Consider the following 19,964-nt stretch of genomic DNA (forward strand, 5'->3'; position numbering starts at 1 on the left):
TTCGTGTCCGATCGGCGCAAAGAAAGCGCCTGCGTCTGCGGCATTATAGCGCACGCAGGCACAGGCGCTCGGCGAGAAAGCGCTCTTCTTTAGGCTGCACAGGTTGATGCGCTCGGCGAGAAGGCCCGCACAACGCCAAGCAGACCCTCGGCGAGATCGGCCAGCAGACCGTAGTAGGTCGCCCCCTCCTCATAGAGCGCCGTCGTAAACCGCCCGAGCCAGGGGAGCAGGTCGATCTCCACGAACGATTCCAGCAAAGCCGCCTCTTCCGTCCCCGCAGGGCCGCCCGAGGCCGCCCGCCGAGCAAGCTCGCTGCAGTAGAGAAGCTCGATACCGATATGATCGGCGTACTGGTTGTTCTCGTTCGACACCTCGAGGGCCGCCTGGCGAAGGCGCTCCCGCATGCGAAACGTCGGCTCGCCGAACCCGTTCGTCACGCCCTCCTGCACGTAGAAGGACTCCCACGGCGCCACCGCCGGCTCCGGCGGCCCGATGAACAGGCGCGCGTACTCCACCGAGACAGCGCGCACGCGCTCGGCGCGCGGCACGTTCTCGCCCTCGGCCGCCCAGGCGAACAGCCCATCGAGGGCACACGCCGCCTCCTCGCTCCCGAAATCGGGGAAGGCCGCCCAGAAGGCCCGGTCGAGCGCCGCATCGGACGTCTGGCTCATCGGGGCGAGAAACGAATTTCCCACAAAGGCCAGGGCACGTGCCAGCTCATCGGCGGCGGCCTCCGCATGTTGCGCGGCCTTTTCACGCTCCAAAGTGCACTCCATGACGCATTCCCTTCCTTCTCCTCGATCCTACTTCTCGCGACGCTCCACGATCAGCTTGCTCGCGAGCACCATGAACGCCAGGATCACCAGCGAGATCACGCCGGCGGCCACGAGGATCTCGATCGGCGTGGGGGCATACGAGCTCAGCACCGCGAACGACGCCGTGCCCGTCGCGTGCGCCGCCTCGCTCGAGCCGGAGATGATGCCCGGCGCTCCCATCACGTTGGGAACGATGAAGGCAGTGAACAAGAGCCACACGCGCTTGCAGAACACACCCACCACGATGAGCACGCAGGCCACGTTGATCAGCACGGCGCTCTGGCGGTTCTTCGCGAACACGAGGATGCAGAACGGAATCACCAGACCGCAGATGATCTCGAACCAGAAGAAGGGAGCGGTGGGCCCGGTCGTCAAAAGCGCCAAGGTCTCCGCTCCAGCCGCTCCGGGATAGGCCATAGTGAGCACTTCGCAGAAGATGAAGAACGCGTCCACCGCCACGCACGTGCACAGAAGGCCGGCGAGCATGGCCATAAGCTCGCGAGAGGTGTCGTAGATGCCGGCCTTCTTCAGAACGCCGAGCACGACGAGCAGAAGCGCAAGACCCGAGTCCATGGCGCTTGCCACGAAGATGGGGGCCATGATGGCCGTATACCAGCCCTCCTTGGCAGCCTCGAGGCCGAAGATCCACGCCGTTACCGAGTGCACCAGGATGGCGCAGGGAAGCGCGAAGCGCGACACGATGGACACGGCGTGCTGGTTGCCGCGCGTCATGAACACGAGATAGAGCACGTTGATGATGAGGTAGCAGGTGATGACGCACACGTCCCACAGAAGCGGGGAGGTCGGATTGGGGCCGGTCAGGATGCGCCACACGCGCTGGATGCCGCCCAAATCGATGAGCACGAACATGCCCGCCGCGCAGATGCACACCGTGGAGAGGATGATGGCGGGAAGCGCCACCGCCTTGAACTTCGTGATGTGGAACACGCTCGCCGAGGAGGCCACGATGAGGCCGCCGGCGGAAAGCCCCACGAAGAACATGAAGTTGGTGATGTAGAGGCCCCACGAGGTGCCGTTGTTCATACCCGTCACCGTCAGGCCGAAGATGAGCTGGTACACCCAGCACCCCACGCCCACGGCCACCACGACGGCCAGGATGGCCGCCAGGACTTTGTATCGCTTGATCAGTTCCATGAGAGCCTCCTATTCGAAGTAGTGAACGGACGGACGGGTGCCCTGGTTCTCCAGAAGCGTCCATGCCTTGCGGTTCAGGATGGTCTGGGAGATCTCGCTGTCCGGATCGTCCAAATCGCCGAAGATGCGCGCATGGGCCGGGCAGCACACGACGCACATGGGCTCCTCGCCGCGATCGGTGCGCTCACGGCACAGCGTGCACTTCTCGGCCACGCCCTTGGGCCGCACCGGCACTTCGGCATCACCGTAGTTGGCGCCCGTCACGCGCACCGGCGTCTGCCAGTTGAAGTTGCGCGCGTTGTAGGGGCAGGCGGCCATGCACATGCGGCAACCGATGCACTTGTCATAGTCGATCTCCACGCGGCCCTTGTCGTCCTTGTAGGTGGCGCCGGTGGGGCACACGCGCTGGCACGCCGCGTTCTGGCAGTGCTGGCAGGCCACGGGCAGAAACGTGCGCGTCACATTGGGATAGGTGCCGAGCGCGCCGTCCACAACGTCACAGTCCTCGGTGAGCACGCGGTTCCAGAGCATCCCCTCGGGCACGTTGTTCTGCATCTTGCACGACAGGGCGCAGGTGTGGCAACCGACGCAGCGGTCGAGATTGATAGCAATGGCTAGTCTGGTCATGATGTCCCTCCTACGCTTTCTCGATCTCGACGAGCGTGTCGGAGAACGGGATCACCGGGCCGCACATGAGGTCGTAGCCGCGCTCGATCATCGTGTTGTTCGTGACGTTCTGCAGGTTGCCCGCGACGGTGTAATCGGCCGTGGCCGCCTCGTAGATGCGCACCGAGCCGGGACGAATGGCGTTGTTCGCGGCCGCGTGCACCTTAAATTCGCCGCGATCGTTGAACACGCGCACCACATCGCCCGTCTCAAGGCCGCGGCTGGCCATATCGGCCGGGTTCAGCATGACGAGCGGCTCGTACATCAGCTGGAGCCAGTCTGAATCGTAGAACTGGTTGTGGATGCGGAAGCGCGTGCGCGTGTTGGTGAGCTGTAGCGGGAACTGCGCGCGCAAAGACTCGTCGGCGATCTCGGTGCAGGGCTCCCACTGGGGCAGCTGCTGATCGAAGGGGACCATGCCGTCGTAGTACAGCTCCATGCGGCCCGTCGGCGTCGGGAACACCTGATCGGGCACAACCTCGCGGATGACCTCGCGATCGGGCACGGGCCACACGGCGCCGTTCTCCGAGATCTTCTCCACCGTAAGCTCCGACACCCACGGCTCAGTCGAGGTGGACAGAATCGCGTTGCAGCGATCGACCGAGCTTTCGGGGATGCCGGCCTTAAGACCGAGGCGGCTCGCCAACTCGCGCTGGATCCACAGGTCGGTGCGCGCCTCGAAGAGCGGGTCGATGATCTTCTCCTGGATGACGATCTGGCTGTAGCCCGCCTTCACATTGCCGAACGGCTCGTCGTACTCGAAGCGCGACGTGCACGGCAAGATGTAGTCGGACCATTTCGCGCCCTCGGTGAAGTAGGGGTCCATGGTCACGATGAAGTCGAGCGTATCGGCCCAGTCGCACGTCACATTCATGTTGGCCAGATGCTGCGCCACGATGTCGCCGCAGAAGATGGCCGCATGGCAGTTGTTCTCCCGGTAGGGCATGTCGTAGATGCTCACCTCGGACGCCGCGGCGGCCCAGTCCTCCGGCAGCGCCCACGCGCCGAGCGCCGGGGCGTAGCTGTTGTAGGACTGGCCCACGTAGACGCCCACGCCCGCGCCCGGCTTGCCCACGTTGCCCGTAATGGCCACGAGCACGGCGGCGGCATGCCCGGCGATATCGGCGTTGGTCATCTTGTCGTTGCCGCCCCACCCGAGCGCCAGCGACGAGGGGCCCTCGGCGTACTCCTCGGCCAAGCTGGCGATGCGCTCGGCGGGAATGCCCGTGATCTCGGCCGCCCAATCGACCGTGTAGGGCTTCTGGCCCTCCACGAGCACATCCCACACCGTGACCGCGTTGCGACCGCGCACCTGAGTCGTGCCGGAGATCGCCGGCGTGTCGCACTGGGTGTGGTGGACGGGGTTGCCGGTGACCGGATCGATGACGAAGTAGGGGTTCTGCTCGGGCGTCTCCGGCTCAGCTTCCGCCGCCTCATCGACCGGCGCGATCTCCTCGTGATCGCGGATGAGCAGACCCGTCTCGGCATCGACGAGGAACGGCATCGTCGAGTGCTGCGCCATGAAGTCCTCGTCGGCAAGATCGTTGTCGATGATGTGCGAGATCATGCCCAAAAACAGCGCCGCATCGGTGCCGGGCTCGATGGGAATCCACTCGTCGGACTTCGAGGCCGTCGTGGAGTAGTGCGGATCGACCGTCACCATGTGCGCGCCGGCTTCCTTGGCGTCGAAGAACGTGAACACGTTGGGCAGGCTCGACTCGCAGTAGTTCGACCCCACGGTGAGCACGAGCTTCGAGCGCTGCCAGTCGCGCGCCTCGGGGGCACACATCGCGTATCCCGCGCCGAAGCCCATGGCCGGGTCGAGCCCGTTGCCGGTGCCAACATCGATGCCGTCGAAACCGCCGGTCTGCGCGCCCAGCATGGGGGCAAGGAAACCGAAGTCGGCCTCGGCGGTGGCCAGCACCATGATGGAGTCGCGGCCGTAGGCGTCCTGCGTGGTCTTGATGAGCTCGGCGACCTCGTCGAGCGCCTCATCCCAGCTGATCGGCTCGAACTGTCCGCTTCCGCGCTCGCCGACGCGCTTGAGCGGCGTCTGCACGCGGCCCTTTCCGTAGATGTGCGCGACCTCCGAGATGCCCTTCAGGCAGATGGTCTGGAAGTCGGGGTTGCCCACGCCGTTGGGCTGGACCTTCACCATGCGCCCGTCGCGCACCGTGCACGCCAGCGAGCACATGCCCCCGCAATGGCTCTGATGGTAGGTGCGCGCCACATGCTCCTCGGGCGCGGCCTCGGCCGAAGCGGGCGCCAGCCAACCGTCGGCAGTCGCCATGCTCGCCACGCCGGCGAGCCCCGCAACGCCGGCCGCAGCGCCGGCGGTCTTCAGGAAACCGCGACGCGTCAGCCGTCCGCGCGTGCTTGAAGACTCGGTCATCTCTCCTCCTTGCTCTCGCTTTCAAACAGGTTTTGGAACCGCGCAAAAGTATAGGAGCGAAGGGCGCGAAATTCTAGGAAACAAGTTTTTTACTTATAGGATTTGACCTGGATTTTTACAAAAAATTGAAGGTATTTTGGTAAACAAAAGGAGGCGATGCGCTTTCGCTATAATCTAGTGAAACCCACGAGCGCATTTGACGAGAGAGCGAGCGCGAGCATGCACAGGCACACCCCCATCAAAGTGAGGTACGGCGAGACGGACATGATGGGGGTGGTCTACCATGCGAACTACCTGCTGTACTTCGAGGACGCCCGCATCGACTTCCTGGACGCGCTGGGCTTCTCCTATGCGGAGCGCATCGAGGGGGCCGGCTACATGAGCCCCATCCACGACATCGAGATCCACTACAAGGCGCCGCTGCGCTACGGCGAGGCGGGCGTCGTGCGCACGTCGGTCGCGAAGAACCTGCCCATGCGCACGGTCTACCGCCAGCAGGTGTACCGGGCGGAAGATGTTTCGGAAGGCGAGGCGGCTGACGGGATCGAGGGCGATCCGGGCACGGAGGGCACTGCGGCAGCTTCCTGCCACGAGCCCCACCTGCGCGAGGGCGCGACCCCGCTCGTGGACGCGCTCGTCACCGTGTGCGTCGTCGAGCGCGACACCTTCAAGCCCGTGAGTCTGCGCCGCACCTTCCCCGACCTCTACGCCAAGTACGAGGACATCGTGGAAGAGGCCTGATTGCAGCGCGGGGCCGCTCCCCCACGAGGGAGAACGGCCCCTTTCGTATTGGCAGTATGCCTCTAGCGCAACGTAGCGTACATGACGGCCTTAATGGTGTGCATGCGATTTTCCGCTTCTTGGAAAACACGGGACTGCTCGGATTCGAACACCGCGTCCTCCACTTCCATCTCCGTCACGCCAAACTGCTCGGCAATCTCAGCGCCGATCGTCGTGTTCGTGTCATGGAACGAGGGGAGGCAGTGCATGAAAATTGCCCCGGGATTCGCCTTCGCCATAACCTCCTCAGTTACGCGGTAGGGCTCCAAAAGCGCAATGCGATCGCACCACAAATCGGCCGACTGACCCATGCCGACCCACACATCGGTGTAAACGGCATCCACGCCCTGAATGCCCTCGTCGATATCGTCAGTCATGGTGAGGGTCGCCCCGCTTACCGCTGCCAATTCCTGGCAAGCTTTCCACAGCTCGGGACGGTACGTGCGATTGCCCGGAACGTCGGCCTGGGGCCCTACCTGCACAAAATCGATGCCGAGCTTGGCGCAAATAACCAAGAGAGACGAGGCGGTATTGCCCACCTGGCCGAAGAAGGCCAGCTTGCGGCCGCGCAGATCGTCCCCGAACTCCTCCCGCATGGTCAAAATATCGGCCAGAGCCTGGGTGGGGTGAAACTGGGCGGTAAGTCCGTTCCACACGGGAACGCCGGCATTCGCCGCTAAATCCTCCACGACCGACTGCTCAAAGCCGCGATACTCGATGCCGTCGTACATGCGGCCGAGCACGCGGGCGGTGTCCTCGATGGACTCCTTCTTGCCCATTTGGGAGGAACCGGGATCCAGGTAGGTCACGCCCATGCCGAGATCCATGGCGCCCACCTCGAAGGCGCAGCGGGTGCGCGTGGAGGTCTTCTCGAACAGCAGCACAATGTTCTTGCCCTCGAGGTAGCGGTGCGGGGTGCCGGCGCGCTTCACGTTCTTGAAGTCGCGAGAAAGGTCGAGCAGGTAATTGATTTGCTCGGGAGTGAAATCGAGCAACGTGAGAAAATTCTTCCCAGAGAGATTGAGCGGCATAGTGAATCACCCTTTCAGATTCTTCAATAGCGAAAGTCGAATTGTCGAACGGCGATAAGCCGAAATGGTCGGGGGCACACTCGGCGCAGCGCCGGCACAACGATCGCCCGATTGCGCCCCCGCTTCATCCGCACGCGCTAGATATCGGCGCGGGCGAAAGGCATGGACATGCAGCGAGGGCCGCCGCGTCCACGGGAAAGCTCCTCGGAGGGCACCACGCACAGCTCGATGCCCGCCTTGTACAGCTCGTCGTTGGTCACGACATTGCGCTCGTAGACGCACACCTTGCCCGGAGCGATAGCCAACGTGTTGGATCCGTCGTTCCATTGCTCGCGCGAAGCCTCGACCGGATCTCCCCCGCCGCACTCGATCAGCATGATGTCATCGACGCCCGTGGCCATTTGCAGGATGTCTTTCAGGGAGCCGTCCAGCTCGTCCACAGCCACCTCGCCCGCATTGTCGCCCTTGCGCAGACGATACGCATGCAACTCGTCGTACATACCCGGGTATACCGTGAACTTGTCGTAGTCGATCTGCGTGCACACCGTATCCAAGTGCATGGTCTCATAGCCGAAGGGGATCTTAATGGCGTACACCGTCTCGATGGCGGAAGGCTCCTCGCCCCAGAACAAGTTCTGAGCCAACGCATCGATCGCCGCAGCCTCAGTACGCTCCGAAATACCGACAGCCAAGGTAGTCTCGTTGATGTTCAGCACATCACCGCCCTCGATATGGGCCTCGCTATGGTTGTCGTACCAGAACGGCGTTCCCGCAAAATCGGGATGATAGGTAAGGAAGGTCTTATAGAAGGGCACCTCGCGATTGCGCTGATTGTGGTACATGCGATGCAGCGCCACTCCCGTGCCGATGGAGGCAATGGGATCGCGGGAGAAATAGCTCGACGGCATCGAGAACACCACGAAGTCGTCGAATGCGAGGCCGTCTCCCTCCAAACGGGACAACGTGAGCGGGCCGGTCGCCAGATCAAGCTCGTTCACACGCATGCCGGCAAGCGCCTTGTCCACCAACTCGCGATTGTTCTCAATAGCATCGAGCTTCTCGCGAACAAGGGGCACCAATGCCGGATCGGGAATGGGAGCCTGGACCATATATTCATCCAGAAACGCCGCGCGCGCCGCCGGGTTTACATCCATCGCCTCAGCCAGCAGCTCCTCCATATAGAGCACCTCGGCACCGGCATCGCGCAAAATGCCCGCGAAGACGTCATGCTCCTTTTGGGCGTATTCCAAATAGAAGGCATCGTGAATCCAGCATTTTTCAAACTCGGCTGCCTTCATATTGGCAAGCTCGCGTCCCGGTCGGTGCAGCACGACGCGCTGCAGGTTTCCAATTTCGCTCGTAACGTGAATGGGCTTGTTCGCCATCTCTCGCTCCTTTCACTGCCCTAGGGCAACATACTACTTTTCCAGATCGCGGGGCCACCGCATCCAACATTCGACGGCCTCGCGAAAAAGGTCGCTGCACCGCGGCCTACGCCACAGGCAGCATGGCCGACACCGTCGTGAAACCGATGCACACCACGCTCATGAGCAGCCACCATTTCCAACAAGTCTTCCACCACTGCTCGAGGCTGATTTTGCATACGGCAAGACCCGCAACAAGAATGGCGCTGGTGGGAGCTATGATGGTCATCATCGGCTCGGCCAGGCAAAGCGCCGTGACGGCTCCTTCGGGGTTAAGGCCCACCAGCTCCGTCAGCGGCCCGAAAATCGGCATGGTCAGCGCCGCCAAGCTGGAAGAGCTCGGCACCAAGATGGTCAGCAGGTTCTCCACCACGTAAAGGATGGTGGTGTATACCGCCGGCGCCACATCGGACAAACCTGTAGCCATGGCATTCAGGATCGTATCGATGATCATGCCGTTATCGGCAATAACGAGCACGCCGCGGGCAAGGCCGATCACGATGGCCGAGAACGCGAAGTCCTTCAGGCCGACGACGAACTCCTGGGCGATTTTCTGCTGAGAGAATCGCGCCACAATGCCCGAGATGAGGCCCATAGCAAGAAACACCGCAGACAGTTCGGTCATGTACCAACCCTGCGTGACAAGCCCCCACACGATAAGCGCCATGCCAGCAAGGAACACCACGAGAACCCACTTCTGAGCCATCGTGAACGGCGCGTCGTCATCTACGGTTCCCATCTCCAGGCGCTTTTGCTTGTCGTCTTTGTAGGTGAGCGACAGCTCGGGATTCTTGCGAATCTTGCGCGCATAGAGAACAACCCAGCCGATGGAAAGCCCCACGATCACCACGAACATGATAGCGCGCAGCCAAAGCTGAGGATTGCCCGTGATGCCGATAACGCCCTGAGCGATGAGCACGCTGAAGGGGTTTACCGTCGAGGCGATGTAGCCTGCCTTCGCGCCGATGAACACGATCATGAACGCCGTGAGCGAATCGAAGCCCATGGCGATCATGATGGGCAGGAATATGGCGAAGAACGGCAGGGTCTCCTCGGCCATGCCGAAGGTGGAGCCGCCGAGGGCGAACAGGAGCATGGCGATGGGGATAACCAGAATGTCCTTGCTCTTGAACCTCCTCACTACCCGGCGCATGCCGGCGTCGATGGCGCCGGTAGCCGTGATGATCTGGAACGCGCCACCGACGATGAACACGAAGGCCACCACCTCGGCCGCGGCCATGATGCCCGCGATGGGCGCCTCCAGCACCGCTCCGGGACCCTGGCGCAGATCGACCTGCTTGCCCGTCTCGCCATCGACGAACGTCTTGTCCATCTGCTCGTAGGTACCCGCCACCGTCACCTCGCGCCCGTCGATCTCCGTCGTCGCGAACGTTCCCGACGGAACGACCCACGTCATGACCGCCACGATGATCATCAAGATAAAGATGATCGTGTAGGTATGCGGCACCTGGAACGTGCGCTTTGCCTTTTCCCTCATTGCACCTCTCCTTTCTCACTCGCTGCGTGCGGGATTCGCGAGGCCATCATCGCGGGGCGACACCTCCCGTCCGGCCGTCGCATCGCAAGCGGGAACGCAGCTCGGAGAAGCGGCATCCGCAGTGACCTTTCCCGTCGCCTGAGCAGTAGAAGGTGACGTTAAAAGTCACTTTTTTTCCTCAGTGCCTTTTCTCAGGCTCGAAAATTCCCTATGCTTTGGAAGGACAACGAGAGAAGAAACGGAGCGAAACAGCCATGGATACCGTGCGAGTGAACAACGAAGTGGGCCGCCTCAAGCGAGTGCTCGTCCACCGGCCGGGCCCAGAGACGCGACGCTTCCCTCACGGGGAATTTGCTCTGGCCTTCCCCTTGCGGCCCACGAGCAGCGACTTCGATCTGGCACGGGCCCAGGACGAGCACGATGCCCTCACGGCGATCCTTCGCGCCGAAGGCGCCGAGGTTGTCGAGCTGACTGAGCTGGTCGGGGAGACCCTCGCCTTCGCGCCCGAGGCCAAAGACGAGCTGCTCGATCGCTTCCTGGCCAACTGCCGCATCGAGGGCTCCGAGCTGACCGAGGCGGCGACCCGGTACATGTCCGAGGCCGCTGACGCCGAGCAGTTCGTCACCCGCCTCTTCAACGGCATACGCTACGGCGACACCGACCTCGACGCCTCCGATCGCTTTCCGCTAGCCGCCCTCACCGACAGCGCTTTCGATCCCGATACCTTCCTCTCGAGCCCGCTGAACACGGCGTTTTTCACGCGCGACCCCTTAAGCGTGATCGGCGGCGGCATCAGTCTCAACCATATGTACTGGCACGACCGCAACCGCGAGGTAGACCTGCTCCAGACCGTCGCGGAGCATCACCCGTGCTTCGCGGACACGCCCCAATGGTTCGGCCACGACAGCTCTTTCCACCTGGAAGGCGGAGATATCGTCAACTTGAGCGGGCACGCCGTGGCCATCGGGCTCTCGAGTCGCACGGAGAGCCTGGCCATCGACCGTCTGAGTCAGGGGCTGCTGTGGGGCGACGGGTCGTCTGTCACCGATGTGTACGTGATCGAAGTGCCCCAGAGCGGCAACCGCCTGCATCTGGACGCCTACCTCTCTCCCATCGACGGGGACACCTTTGTGGTGGATCCCCTCCTGGCCCGCGAGCCCCGCGTCTACCGCCTGCGGCGGGCCCGGCGGCGGGGCGGCGTGCGCATCGAGCCCTGTAGCGAGGGCCTCGCTCGTATCCTGGGGGCGGCCACGAGAGGCGGCCCGGTGCGGCTCATCGACTTCGGCGACGGCGGCGGCCCTATGGCCTTCGAGTACGGCAACGGAGCAGCGGGCATCCTGCCCCTTGCGCCCGGCAACCTCTGCGTGTGCGCGGAGAATCTCGCCGCCAACGAGGCGCTCGTCGATGCGGGCATGACCGTGCACCCAGTATCTATCCAGGAGATGACGGTCGGGTTCGGCGGTCCCAACAGCCTGTGTTTGCCCCTCGTGCGCGAGGATCTCTAGCGTTGTGAGCATCGGCGAGAACATACGGCGCCTGCGCGAGCGGGAGGGACTGTCGCAGACCGCCTTCGCAGGCAGGCTCGGCGTCACCAAGGAGACGGTGGGCCGTTGGGAAAGCGGCCGCACCTTCCCCCGGCGCACCCATCTGGACAAGATGATCGCCGACTTCGCCGTCTGCGCTGACGACATCATGAGCGAGGAGCGCGGGCTGGGCACGGCGCCGAGTGCCCAGCCCGCAGACAACTGGCCGGGCCCGGAGACGCGAAACGACGGCACGGGTGCCGCTGAGGGGGCGGGAGATGCGATCCTTCCCGTGTACAAGACGGATCGCTCGGGCAACGGCACGACGCTGCGCCATACCGGCTACGCCTGCGCGCCGTCCGACGTGGCGGCCCGTCACGTGGCCAGCATCTTCGTGCGCATGGACTATCGAGAGATGACGCGCCTCTACCCCGTCGGCAGTCTCCTACTCGTCGACCAGCGGGCCCGGCCCTACAACGGGTGCACCGTCGTGGCTCTGGTGGACAACGCCACTATCGTCGTGCGCCGTTACACGGCGGGCAACAACACCGTCGTGCTTTCCTCATGGTCCTACGATGCACCCTCGCCCGACCTCATCCTAGACAAGCGCCGAGTGCGCATCATCGGCGTGGTGGTCTTCTTCCAGGCCAGCCACGACACGGAAGCGCTCTGAGCCGGCTTTCCGACTCCACGCAATCGCCCCCATGCGCACGATCTGCACTTTGTCAGTTTCGTCGCAAGTGCCATGGGGACGCGCTTTTTCCCGGAGCAACGCGCTAGCATAGCCCCCAGAAAGCGCCCGCTGCATGCGGGCCCAACCCCCTTCGCCCAAGGAGCACCCGATGATCAAGACGTTCAAGATGAAGCTGTACCCCGGCATGGAAGAGGAGTACGAGCGGCGGCACAACGAGCTGTGGCCCGAGATGATCGACATGATCCACGCCCACGGCGGCCGCAACTACACCATCGCGCTGGACCCGGACACGCTGACGCTGTTCGGCTACATCGAGATCGACGACCCCGAGCGGTGGGCCGCCGGCGCCGATACGGCCATCAACCGGAAGTGGTGGGACTTCATGGCCGACATCATGGAGACCAACGAGGACAACTCGCCGGTCTCGATGGACTTGCCCGTGCTCTTCCATTTGGACTAGCCTGTCGCGGGAAATGGCCAAAAGAGGGCGGTTCTCGTAGCTCGCGCGCCACTCCGAAGCAGCCTCGAAGCCGTTTCGGTGCCGTTTTCCCAAGTCGCGCATTGTCGCTTTTCGGCGCGACCCGCTAAGAGGTACGAGAACCGCGTCGTTTTGGCCAAAAGAGGGCGACCTTCACTATAATGAGTGCTGGAACCTAAGCGAAACGGCGAAAGCGAGCGAAGAGATGCACAGGCACACCCCCATAACCGTGCGGTACGGCGAGACGGACATGATGGGGGTGGTCTACCACGCGAACTACCTGCTGTATTTCGAAGACGCCCGGGTGGACTTCTTGAACGCGCTCGGCTTCTCCTACAACGAGCGCCTTGAAGCGGCCGGCTACATGAGTCCCATCTACGATTTGGAAGTGCACTACAAGGCCCCGCTGCGCTACGGCGAGGCCGGCTTCGTGCGCACCTCGGTGGCGAAAAACCTGCCCATGCGCACTGTGTACCGCCAGCAGGTCTACCATGGCGACGATGCTGCGGGCACCGGTGCCGCGGGCGAGCCGCTTCTGCGCGAGGGCGCCACCCCGCTCGTGGACGCGCTCGTCACCGTCTGCGTGGTGGAGCGCGACACTTTCAAGCCGACAAGCCTGCGCCGCACCTTCCCCGACCTGTACGCCCACTACGAGAAGATCGCGGAAGAGGCATAAGGCTACACCCGCGAAAGTGAACACCGATCGCGGATAGACGGCCGAAGCCGTCCTCTCCGGATGGGCGGCCGCATCGGCCTACGCGATTGCGGAGGGGCAGCCGAAGCCGCTCCCTGCGACCCGACGGCGGCACTGGGGGCGCAGCGGGGGCGCCGGCCTCAGTGCCAGCCAAAGCCATCTCTTCTACCGCTTGGCAAAAGTTGCAAAAGATGCAAAAATTGCAAAAGATGCAAAAATTGTCAAGGAGGCCTCTGAAATGACCAATCCCTTCACCCCGACGTTCGGCGTCATTCCCGCTCACATGGCGGGGCGCGAACATATCATTTCGGAACTCATCCGCGCTCTGGAGGCCGGCCCGGGCGACCCGGGCCTCACGACCATCCTGACGGGCGCTCGCGGCACGGGAAAGACCGCACTCCTCTCGTATCTGGCCGATGAGGCCTCCTCCCGGGGCTGGGTCGCAGTCAACGTGTCGGCGCTTCCCGGCATGCTCGACGAAATCCTTCAGCAAACGCTCAGGAACTCCTCTCATCTTATTGAAAGAAAGGGCGCTTTCAAACTGTCGGGCATCAAGGTGGCCGATCTCGCTGAGATCCAGTTCCAAAGTGCCGACAACGACCATCCCACCTGGCGCATACGCATGGAAGAGGCCTTGGGTCAACTGGCCGAAGCGGATGCGGGGCTTCTCATTACCGTCGATGAGGTACGCGAAGACCTCGATGAAATGGTCCAGCTTGCATCCGTTTTCCAACATTTCGTCCGCGATCGTCGCCGCGTCGCTCTCTTCATGGCAGGCCTTCCGACTCACGTAAACGGGCTTTTGCAAAACAAGTCCGTATCGTTTCTGAGAAGGGCCAACTTCCATGAACTGGGAGTTGTAAGCGACTTCGATATCGAGCAGGCCATGCGAAAGACTATCGAGGACGGAGGCCGCGGCGTGTCCCCGGAGGCGCTTTCGCGGGCCGTGCAGCTGACGGCGGGCTTCCCCTACATGATGCAGCTCGTAGGCTACCGCGCCTGGAACGAATCGCCTGAACGAGACGATGTTACCCTCGAGGACGTGGACAGCGGAGGACTTTACGCCCGTAACGACCTGCAGCGAAAGGTCTTCGACACCACGTTCTGCGAGCTCTCGAAAGGGGATGTGCGCTTTCTCGCCGCTATGCTCGACGACGAGGGTCCAAGTGCGCTTGCCGATATCGCGAGACGCATGGAAAAGAAGAGCAACTACGCCTCGCAATACAAAAGGCGTCTCATGGAGCAAGGCCTCCTTGTCGACAACGGCCAAGGAACGGTGCGCATCGCCCTGCCCATGTTCAAAGACTATCTTCGGGAAAGACTGGGGTAACCAGACTGGAAGGCCCAGAGCTCGGTCCATATTCTCAGCACAGCACAAAAGCCAGCCGCAGGGAGGGAAAGCGGCTGGCTTTGAGCTAGGGGTATTGCGCGGTTGCGAGATGGTCGGGGGACGCCTTACGCCAGGCAGCTGCGGGCGCTGATGCGGCCGAAGGCCATGGCCTCACCCACGTTGCCGTTGCCCTGGTAGAGGTAGCCCCACACGCTACCGAACTCGCCGGCGGCATAAAGACCCGGAATTTTCTCCCCGTTGCAATCGAGGATGGCACCGTCGGCCGCGCGCTTCGGGCCGCCATCGGTGTTCAGCATAGCTGGATTGCAGCGCTGGGCGTAGAAGGGAGCGGTCTTGATGGGCGTGAGCGTGTCGGCCGGCCGATAGAAGGCCATATCAGCGCCGCGCTCGCAGAACTCGTTCCACTGGGCCACCGTGGCAGTCAGCTCCTCGGGGGGCACCTCCATCTGGGCGGCCAAGTCCTCCAAGGTGTCAGCCTTGTACAGCCAGCCATCGGCCACGGGATCCGTGGTCTTGGTGGCCTCGAAATCGAAGGCGCGCTCGTAGTTGTCGCTGTCGAACACGAACCAGCCAACGGAGGGCATGGGCAGATGGTTCCACTCGCCGCCGAACTGCATGACGCCGTGGCGGCTGCCCACATGGCGGCTCAGGTCGTCACGAGGAATGTCCGCCGCATCGTTGGATACGTCCAGGGACTTATGCCCGTCCCAATCCATGTAGAAGCGGCGGCCGTTCTTGCCCACGGTGATGCCATAGCACTTGTACTTGTGGCTGGCGAGGGCCCCGTTGGAGAACGCGGTGTTGTCCAGGTTGCGCCCAGCCATCCAGAAACCGGCGGCGTTGTGCATATGCCAGAAGTCGGCACCGTGACGGGCGCAGATCTTGTGGCCGTCGCCGGTGTTGCCCTCCATGGCGAAGGATATCGCGTTCCCCACCCCGCAGAAGCCCTCGAGGAACTCCTCGTTGTGCTCGTAGCCGCCACAGCACATGATGACGCCCTTGTTCGCCTTGATCGCATGGCCGTCGGCGATGACGCCCACGACGCGGCCGTCCCCATCGCGCACCAAGTCTTCCAGCGGGGTGTTGAAGCGCAGCTCCACCGCCTCGGTGCACTCGTCGACGCAGATGTGGGTAAGGAAGTTGTGCAGGTGGTTGAAGGGCGGCTGGGCGTTGTCGTCGAAGCTGTACTCGGGAGCCACGGCGCTGGCGAACTCGCGGTACTCGGCTTTGTCCAAGTCCTCCATGAGCGTGCGCTTGGTGTCCAGCATGTCCATGGTGGCGCCGAGCGAGAGCACCCATTCCAGGTTCTCGTTGATGCCGGCAGCGAAGGCCTCCAGCACGTCGTCGGGAATGGTCTGGCCCGAGGCGGTGGTGGCCATGTCCTTCAGGTACTGCACCGGGTACTCGTACTCGTCGTCGCGGCCGAGGAAGTCGCCGGCGCACACCGGCGAGCAACCGGCAGCCGCAGCCTCCTTCTCGATGACGAGGCAGGAAGCGCCGGCGCCCTCGCGGCTCACGGTGATGGCCGAGGTGATGCCCGCAATGCCCGCGCCGACGACCACTACGTCGTACTCCTCCTCGAAGTCCACATCGGCGGCGCTCGTTCCCGTTCCCGTGCCCGAGAGCTTCTTATCGGCGGCCGTCTGAGGCGCGCAACCGGCCAGCGCCGCCGCGCCGCCGAGCGCGGTCAGGCCGCCCAGGGTGAGAAAGCCGCGGCGGGAGATGTTCGTAGTCTGCTGAGTCATGGGGTCCTCCTTCTCCGGATTGGTCTGTCTCCGTTGAGACGCCCCGCATCCTAGACCCCGGCGGCATTCCCGCCATCCCCCCAAGCAGACATTTCTGGCGCGCCTGCCCGTCCCCATTTATGGGGTACCCCTGCATGAACTGGGAAAACTATGAGTTGCCTTAGCCCTCGTAGCGATCGATGAACGCAATGAGCTCCTGCTTGCCGCCCACGCCCACCTTCGCGTACACCCGGCGCAGGTGCGTCTTCACCGTCTCGCGGGACACGAACAGCTTCTTGCCGATGTTCTCCATGCTGTAGCCGTGGATGGTCTCGGTGAGCACCTCGACCTCCCGCGGCGTGAGCCCGTAACGCTCGCACACGAGCGCCAGCTTGTCGGGAAACACGAGGGTCCGCCGCGCCTCGGGCACCAGCCGCACGGGAACCTCCTCCCCACCCACGGCCGCCTCGCTCGCGCCGCCTCCGCCTGCGGGTCCCTCGACGTCCGGAACCGGCGCGTCCGCAGAGCGGCCACCTCCTTGGCGCCCCCGCGCCACGCGTTTCGCCAGCGCGAAGAACAGCACGCCATAGCAGGCGATGAGCCACAGCGCCACCAAAGCCACGTATACCATGAAGGTGAAATCGATGCCGCCTTCGGCGTACAGGGCCGAGGTGGTGAGTCGCGCCGCGGCGGTCGTCAGCTCGTAGATGCCGTAGAACAGGCCAAAGAACAGGTAGGTATGGCGCAGGTCGCGATAGCTCTCCTGGGCCAGAAGCACCCAGAACAGCACTTGGTTCACCGTGTAGCCGCACTTCACGAGCATGCCGGCATAGGGGGCGTCCGCCAGCCAGAAGGCCGGTAGCAGCAGGCACCCCGTGGCGAACAGGGGCACCGAGAAGTACAGCAACTCGTCGAAGGTGAGGCGTCCGGCGCGCCAGACGCCGTAGAAGACCAGCAGGGCGATGGTGCCCAAGGCGACAATCTCGTTGAACCCGTCGTAGAGCCCCGAGTTGGTGGAAAGCCGCGAGCACGCCTGGGCCACGAAACCGAAAATGAGCGGGAACAGCGTGGAGCCGGCGATGATGAGCGCCCAACTGCGATGGGTGGCGAACAGCGTGATGGCGCGCTCGCCGGCGCTCTTGATGGAAATGCCGTACTGGAGCGGGTACTCGTTGTCGGCCAGGGGCAGCCGCTCCTTGCGGCGCAGGCACAGCCCCAAAAGCACTACGCCGAGCAGCTTCCCCGCCGGACGCAGCGCCATGATGGCCTCCGTGGGCAGGTACAGCGTGGAGAAGTATAGCGCCTCGTTCAGCAGGTAGGCCACCGGAATGGCCACGGCACTCACCCTCGGCGCATAGGTGGAGAACAGATGCGCGAACAACACAATGACGCAGGCCTCGCCGATGCCGCTGAAGGCCCCGGAAATGACGGAGGCGGCCAAATATTCGGCTACGCCCGCGGGCATAAGCGCGCCGAGACCGTATGCGACAAGGTGCATACCCACGAACCCCGCGCCCAACGCGAAGAACTTCCCCACCGAGGGAATGTGGCTGCGCAGGGTGAAAGCGATGGCGAAGCAGGCGACGGCCTTCACGAAGCGTGCGGTGTAGAGCGCTCCGTCGGGCACGAGCGCCGCCTCGTTGCGAGCCGTCCACACTGCCGACAGGAACAACGCGAACCCCATCACGGCCATACCCGCGGTCAGCAGGGAGTCGCGGTCAAGACGGGTGCCCGCCGTCGTCCCCGATGCGGCCGCCTCCTCAGCTGCCTCGGTCATCGCCGGTATGTTCGCCATGCTCTTCACGCCTCCATTCTACCGTACTTCTCGCCGGAAACCGAAAGGCAAAGCCAGCCGCGGGGAGGGAGGGCGGCTGGCTTGCTTGAAAGAAGACGCGCTCTCTACTGATAGGCCACCTCGCACCCCATGGCGCTCTCGGCGGCGATGCGGCCGTAGATGAGGCATTCGGCGATGTTACCGGAACCCTGGTAGAAGTGGCCCCAGAGGCTGCCGAACTCGCCGGCCGAGAACAGGCCGGGGATGGGCTTGCCATAGGGATCCAGAATCTCACCCAGGTGGCTGCGCACCGGGCCGCCGTCGGTGTTCAGCAGCGTGGGAGCGCAGAACTGGGCGTAGAAAGGTGCCTTGGCCACCGGGGTGAGCGTCTCGGGCGGCCGATGGAAGGCGGCATCCTCGCCCTCGGCGCAGAACTTGTTCCACTCGGCCACCGTGCGTTCCAGTTCCTCGGCCGGCACGTTGATCTGGGCAGCCAGATCGGCCAGGGTGTCGGCGGTCAGGGCTAGCTTGTCGGCCACAGGGTCGGCGGACGTCTCGGCGGGAATGGCACCGGCCGCCAAGCCATCGGCGTCGAAGATAAACCAGCCGCCGTCAGCGGGCATGGCCTGCCAGGGCCACGCGCCCCCGAAGTTGGTGTGACCGTAGCGCATGCCCACATCGGTGCGCAGGTCGGCCAGATAGCCCGGTTTCGGATCGGGCCACGAGGTCAGCGCGTCGTAATCCATGTAGAAGCGGTGCCCATTGGAACCCACGGTGATGCCGTACTTCTTCACGCGCGGGCCGCCGACGACCACCGATGTGAAGGCGGTGTTGTCCAGGTTGCGCGGCTGCAGCCACATGCCCGCCAGCCCGCTCATATGCCAGAAGTCGGCCCCCACCTTCATGCAGGCGCGGTGCCCGTCGCCGGTGTTGCCCTGGCCCGCGGCCGGCACGATGGTGGACACGCCGAAGGTGTTCTCCTTCAGGGCCGGATCGTTCTCGAAACCGCCGCAGCACATGATGACGCCGTCGCGGGCCTTGATGTTCTTGCCGTCGATCACGGCACCCACTATGCGGCCCGCGGCATCCTGAATCAGCTCCTCCATGGCGAAGTTCGTGCGGTAGTCCACCACATCGGTGTGCTCGTTCACTCGGTTGGTGAGGAAGGTGAAGATGTGGGGCTCGCCCTTCAGGTCGTACTCCGGGTCGTCGCGCACGATGCCGCCGATGGTGCACATGGCGTGGGCGTAGGAGCATTCCAGCTCGGGCCACACCACATCGATGTTGAGATAGGGATCCTCGGCCGTGCCGTTGGGCAGAATCTGCATCTCCTCCTCGCGGGCGCCCAGCTCCACCACCCAGTCCTTCACCTGGCCGAGGCCGTTGGCGAACACGCGCAGCACCTCGTCGGGGGTAGTGGTGTGCTCGCCGGCCAGCTCCTTCAAGTAGGTGTAGTAGTCGTCGGGCACCGTGGTCCAACTGAAGTCGCCGGCGCAGAAGGGCGAGTTGCCGTTGGGCTGCGGTTCCTTCTCGGCCAGAAGGCAGGTCTTGCCGTTGCCTTCGCGGGCCACGGTGATGGCGGCGGTCATGCCCGCAGCGCCGGCGCCGATGATGACGACGTCGAACTCCTCGTCCCAGGCGATGTTGGCCGCATCGGCGGGAGCCGCCCCGCCGGCGCTGGCGCCGGCGCCGGCGTCCGAGCCCTGGGGCGCGCACCCTGCCAGACCCGCCACCCCGGCGCCAGCCACGGCCAAAGCCGCGCCCTTCAGAAACCCGCGTCGCGTCGTCTCGATTCCGTTGTTCTCCATGATCGTTCCCCTTCCAGAGATGATGACATTGCGCCCGGCGCCGCGGCGGCGCCAGACGAGGGGGACTCTACGGCGCCACGGGCCTGCCGCCATCTTCCAAAGGGGATGAAAGCCATCGCCCAAAAGACATTATTTCGAAGTTTTACCTGATGAGAGA

The 19,964-nt window shown here is 63.7% G+C and carries 16 protein-coding genes; 6 read left to right on the plus strand and 10 right to left on the minus strand.

Annotated features, from left to right (window positions below):
- Window positions 1–89: 89 nt before the first annotated feature.
- Genes GO707_RS06310 through GO707_RS06325 form a run of 4 tightly spaced genes read right to left on the minus strand, consistent with a single transcriptional unit; the run spans window position 90 to window position 5,028 of the window.
- Window positions 90–776 carry a TorD/DmsD family molecular chaperone gene (locus tag GO707_RS06310; RefSeq protein WP_157012559.1) on the minus strand — a complete coding sequence of 229 codons (687 nt, stop codon included), beginning with the start codon at window positions 774–776 and terminating at the stop codon, window positions 90–92.
- 27 nt (window positions 777–803) lie between these two features.
- A complete protein-coding gene (nrfD, locus tag GO707_RS06315; RefSeq protein WP_157012560.1) occupies window positions 804–1,970 on the minus strand; it encodes an NrfD/PsrC family molybdoenzyme membrane anchor subunit in 1,167 nt (388 codons plus the stop codon).
- Window positions 1,971–1,979: 9 nt separating this feature from the next.
- Window positions 1,980–2,597 (minus strand): 4Fe-4S dicluster domain-containing protein, encoded by a 618-nt coding sequence (locus tag GO707_RS06320; RefSeq protein WP_114539236.1) that lies wholly within the window; start codon window positions 2,595–2,597, stop codon window positions 1,980–1,982.
- Between the two features lie 10 nt (window positions 2,598–2,607).
- A complete protein-coding gene (locus GO707_RS06325) occupies window positions 2,608–5,028 on the minus strand; it encodes a molybdopterin-containing oxidoreductase family protein (RefSeq protein WP_157012561.1) in 2,421 nt (806 codons plus the stop codon).
- 219 nt (window positions 5,029–5,247) lie between these two features.
- On the opposite strand from GO707_RS06325, the gene GO707_RS06330 reads away from it, so the two are divergent.
- Window positions 5,248–5,769, plus strand: a complete 522-nt coding sequence (locus GO707_RS06330) for an acyl-CoA thioesterase (protein ID WP_157012562.1) — start codon at window positions 5,248–5,250, stop codon at window positions 5,767–5,769.
- A gap of 62 nt (window positions 5,770–5,831) precedes the next feature.
- Here the strand turns inward: GO707_RS06330 and argF are convergent, their stop codons facing one another.
- The 3 genes from argF to GO707_RS06345 form a co-directional block, all read right to left on the minus strand.
- Entirely contained in the window at window positions 5,832–6,839 is a 1,008-nt protein-coding gene (gene argF, locus GO707_RS06335; protein ID WP_157012563.1) for an ornithine carbamoyltransferase, read from the minus strand.
- Window positions 6,840–6,976: 137 nt separating this feature from the next.
- Entirely contained in the window at window positions 6,977–8,224 is a 1,248-nt protein-coding gene (locus GO707_RS06340) for an arginine deiminase (protein ID WP_157012564.1), read from the minus strand.
- A 106-nt stretch (window positions 8,225–8,330) separates the two neighbouring features.
- Complete coding sequence (locus GO707_RS06345) at window positions 8,331–9,761, minus strand: YfcC family protein (RefSeq protein ID WP_157012565.1); 1,431 nt, start codon at window positions 9,759–9,761, stop codon at window positions 8,331–8,333.
- Window positions 9,762–10,015: 254 nt separating this feature from the next.
- Here GO707_RS06345 and GO707_RS06350 point away from each other — a divergent pair, with 254 nt between their 5' ends.
- The 5 genes from GO707_RS06350 to GO707_RS06370 all read left to right on the plus strand — a co-directional run bounded on the left by GO707_RS06350 (window position 10,016) and on the right by GO707_RS06370 (window position 14,480).
- Complete coding sequence (locus tag GO707_RS06350) at window positions 10,016–11,266, plus strand: arginine deiminase (protein ID WP_157012566.1); 1,251 nt, start codon at window positions 10,016–10,018, stop codon at window positions 11,264–11,266.
- A gap of 4 nt (window positions 11,267–11,270) precedes the next feature.
- On the plus strand, window positions 11,271–11,957 hold the full coding sequence (locus GO707_RS06355; RefSeq protein ID WP_197745945.1) for a LexA family transcriptional regulator: 687 nt from the start codon (window positions 11,271–11,273) through the stop codon (window positions 11,955–11,957).
- 169 nt (window positions 11,958–12,126) lie between these two features.
- Window positions 12,127–12,438 (plus strand): L-rhamnose mutarotase, encoded by a 312-nt coding sequence (gene rhaM / locus GO707_RS06360; RefSeq protein WP_157012567.1) that lies wholly within the window; start codon window positions 12,127–12,129, stop codon window positions 12,436–12,438.
- Window positions 12,439–12,661: 223 nt separating this feature from the next.
- Window positions 12,662–13,132, plus strand: a complete 471-nt coding sequence (locus tag GO707_RS06365) for an acyl-CoA thioesterase (RefSeq protein ID WP_157012568.1) — start codon at window positions 12,662–12,664, stop codon at window positions 13,130–13,132.
- 256 nt (window positions 13,133–13,388) lie between these two features.
- Complete coding sequence (locus GO707_RS06370; RefSeq protein WP_157012569.1) at window positions 13,389–14,480, plus strand: ATP-binding protein; 1,092 nt, start codon at window positions 13,389–13,391, stop codon at window positions 14,478–14,480.
- A 125-nt stretch (window positions 14,481–14,605) separates the two neighbouring features.
- Here the strand turns inward: GO707_RS06370 and GO707_RS06375 are convergent, their stop codons facing one another.
- From GO707_RS06375 to GO707_RS06385, 3 genes are all read right to left on the minus strand, one after another.
- Entirely contained in the window at window positions 14,606–16,246 is a 1,641-nt protein-coding gene (locus GO707_RS06375; RefSeq protein WP_157012570.1) for an FAD-dependent oxidoreductase, read from the minus strand.
- Between the two features lie 160 nt (window positions 16,247–16,406).
- On the minus strand, window positions 16,407–18,020 hold the full coding sequence (locus tag GO707_RS06380) for a helix-turn-helix transcriptional regulator (protein ID WP_157012571.1): 1,614 nt from the start codon (window positions 18,018–18,020) through the stop codon (window positions 16,407–16,409).
- A gap of 104 nt (window positions 18,021–18,124) precedes the next feature.
- Window positions 18,125–19,807, minus strand: a complete 1,683-nt coding sequence (locus GO707_RS06385; protein ID WP_157012572.1) for an FAD-binding protein — start codon at window positions 19,805–19,807, stop codon at window positions 18,125–18,127.
- Between the last annotated feature and the right edge of the window lie 157 nt (window positions 19,808–19,964).

The organism is Adlercreutzia rubneri, from assembly GCF_009755265.1.
GTDB classification, from domain to species: Bacteria; Actinomycetota; Coriobacteriia; order Coriobacteriales; family Eggerthellaceae; genus Adlercreutzia; species Adlercreutzia rubneri.

Bases quoted from the DNA above. Each gene is read 5' to 3' on its own strand.
- GO707_RS06310 (WP_157012559.1), bottom strand. From the start codon at position 776: ATGGAGTGCACTTTGGAGCGTGAAAAGGCCGCGCAACATGCGGAGGCC.
- nrfD (WP_157012560.1), bottom strand. From the start codon at position 1,970: ATGGAACTGATCAAGCGATACAAAGTCCTGGCGGCCATCCTGGCCGTC.
- GO707_RS06320 (WP_114539236.1), bottom strand. From the start codon at position 2,597: ATGACCAGACTAGCCATTGCTATCAATCTCGACCGCTGCGTCGGTTGC.
- GO707_RS06325 (WP_157012561.1), bottom strand. From the start codon at position 5,028: ATGACCGAGTCTTCAAGCACGCGCGGACGGCTGACGCGTCGCGGTTTC.
- GO707_RS06330 (WP_157012562.1), top strand. From the start codon at position 5,248: ATGCACAGGCACACCCCCATCAAAGTGAGGTACGGCGAGACGGACATG.
- argF (WP_157012563.1), bottom strand. From the start codon at position 6,839: ATGCCGCTCAATCTCTCTGGGAAGAATTTTCTCACGTTGCTCGATTTC.
- GO707_RS06340 (WP_157012564.1), bottom strand. From the start codon at position 8,224: ATGGCGAACAAGCCCATTCACGTTACGAGCGAAATTGGAAACCTGCAG.
- GO707_RS06345 (WP_157012565.1), bottom strand. From the start codon at position 9,761: ATGAGGGAAAAGGCAAAGCGCACGTTCCAGGTGCCGCATACCTACACG.
- GO707_RS06350 (WP_157012566.1), top strand. From the start codon at position 10,016: ATGGATACCGTGCGAGTGAACAACGAAGTGGGCCGCCTCAAGCGAGTG.
- rhaM (WP_157012567.1), top strand. From the start codon at position 12,127: ATGATCAAGACGTTCAAGATGAAGCTGTACCCCGGCATGGAAGAGGAG.
- GO707_RS06365 (WP_157012568.1), top strand. From the start codon at position 12,662: ATGCACAGGCACACCCCCATAACCGTGCGGTACGGCGAGACGGACATG.
- GO707_RS06370 (WP_157012569.1), top strand. From the start codon at position 13,389: ATGACCAATCCCTTCACCCCGACGTTCGGCGTCATTCCCGCTCACATG.
- GO707_RS06375 (WP_157012570.1), bottom strand. From the start codon at position 16,246: ATGACTCAGCAGACTACGAACATCTCCCGCCGCGGCTTTCTCACCCTG.
- GO707_RS06380 (WP_157012571.1), bottom strand. From the start codon at position 18,020: ATGGCGAACATACCGGCGATGACCGAGGCAGCTGAGGAGGCGGCCGCA.
- GO707_RS06385 (WP_157012572.1), bottom strand. From the start codon at position 19,807: ATGGAGAACAACGGAATCGAGACGACGCGACGCGGGTTTCTGAAGGGC.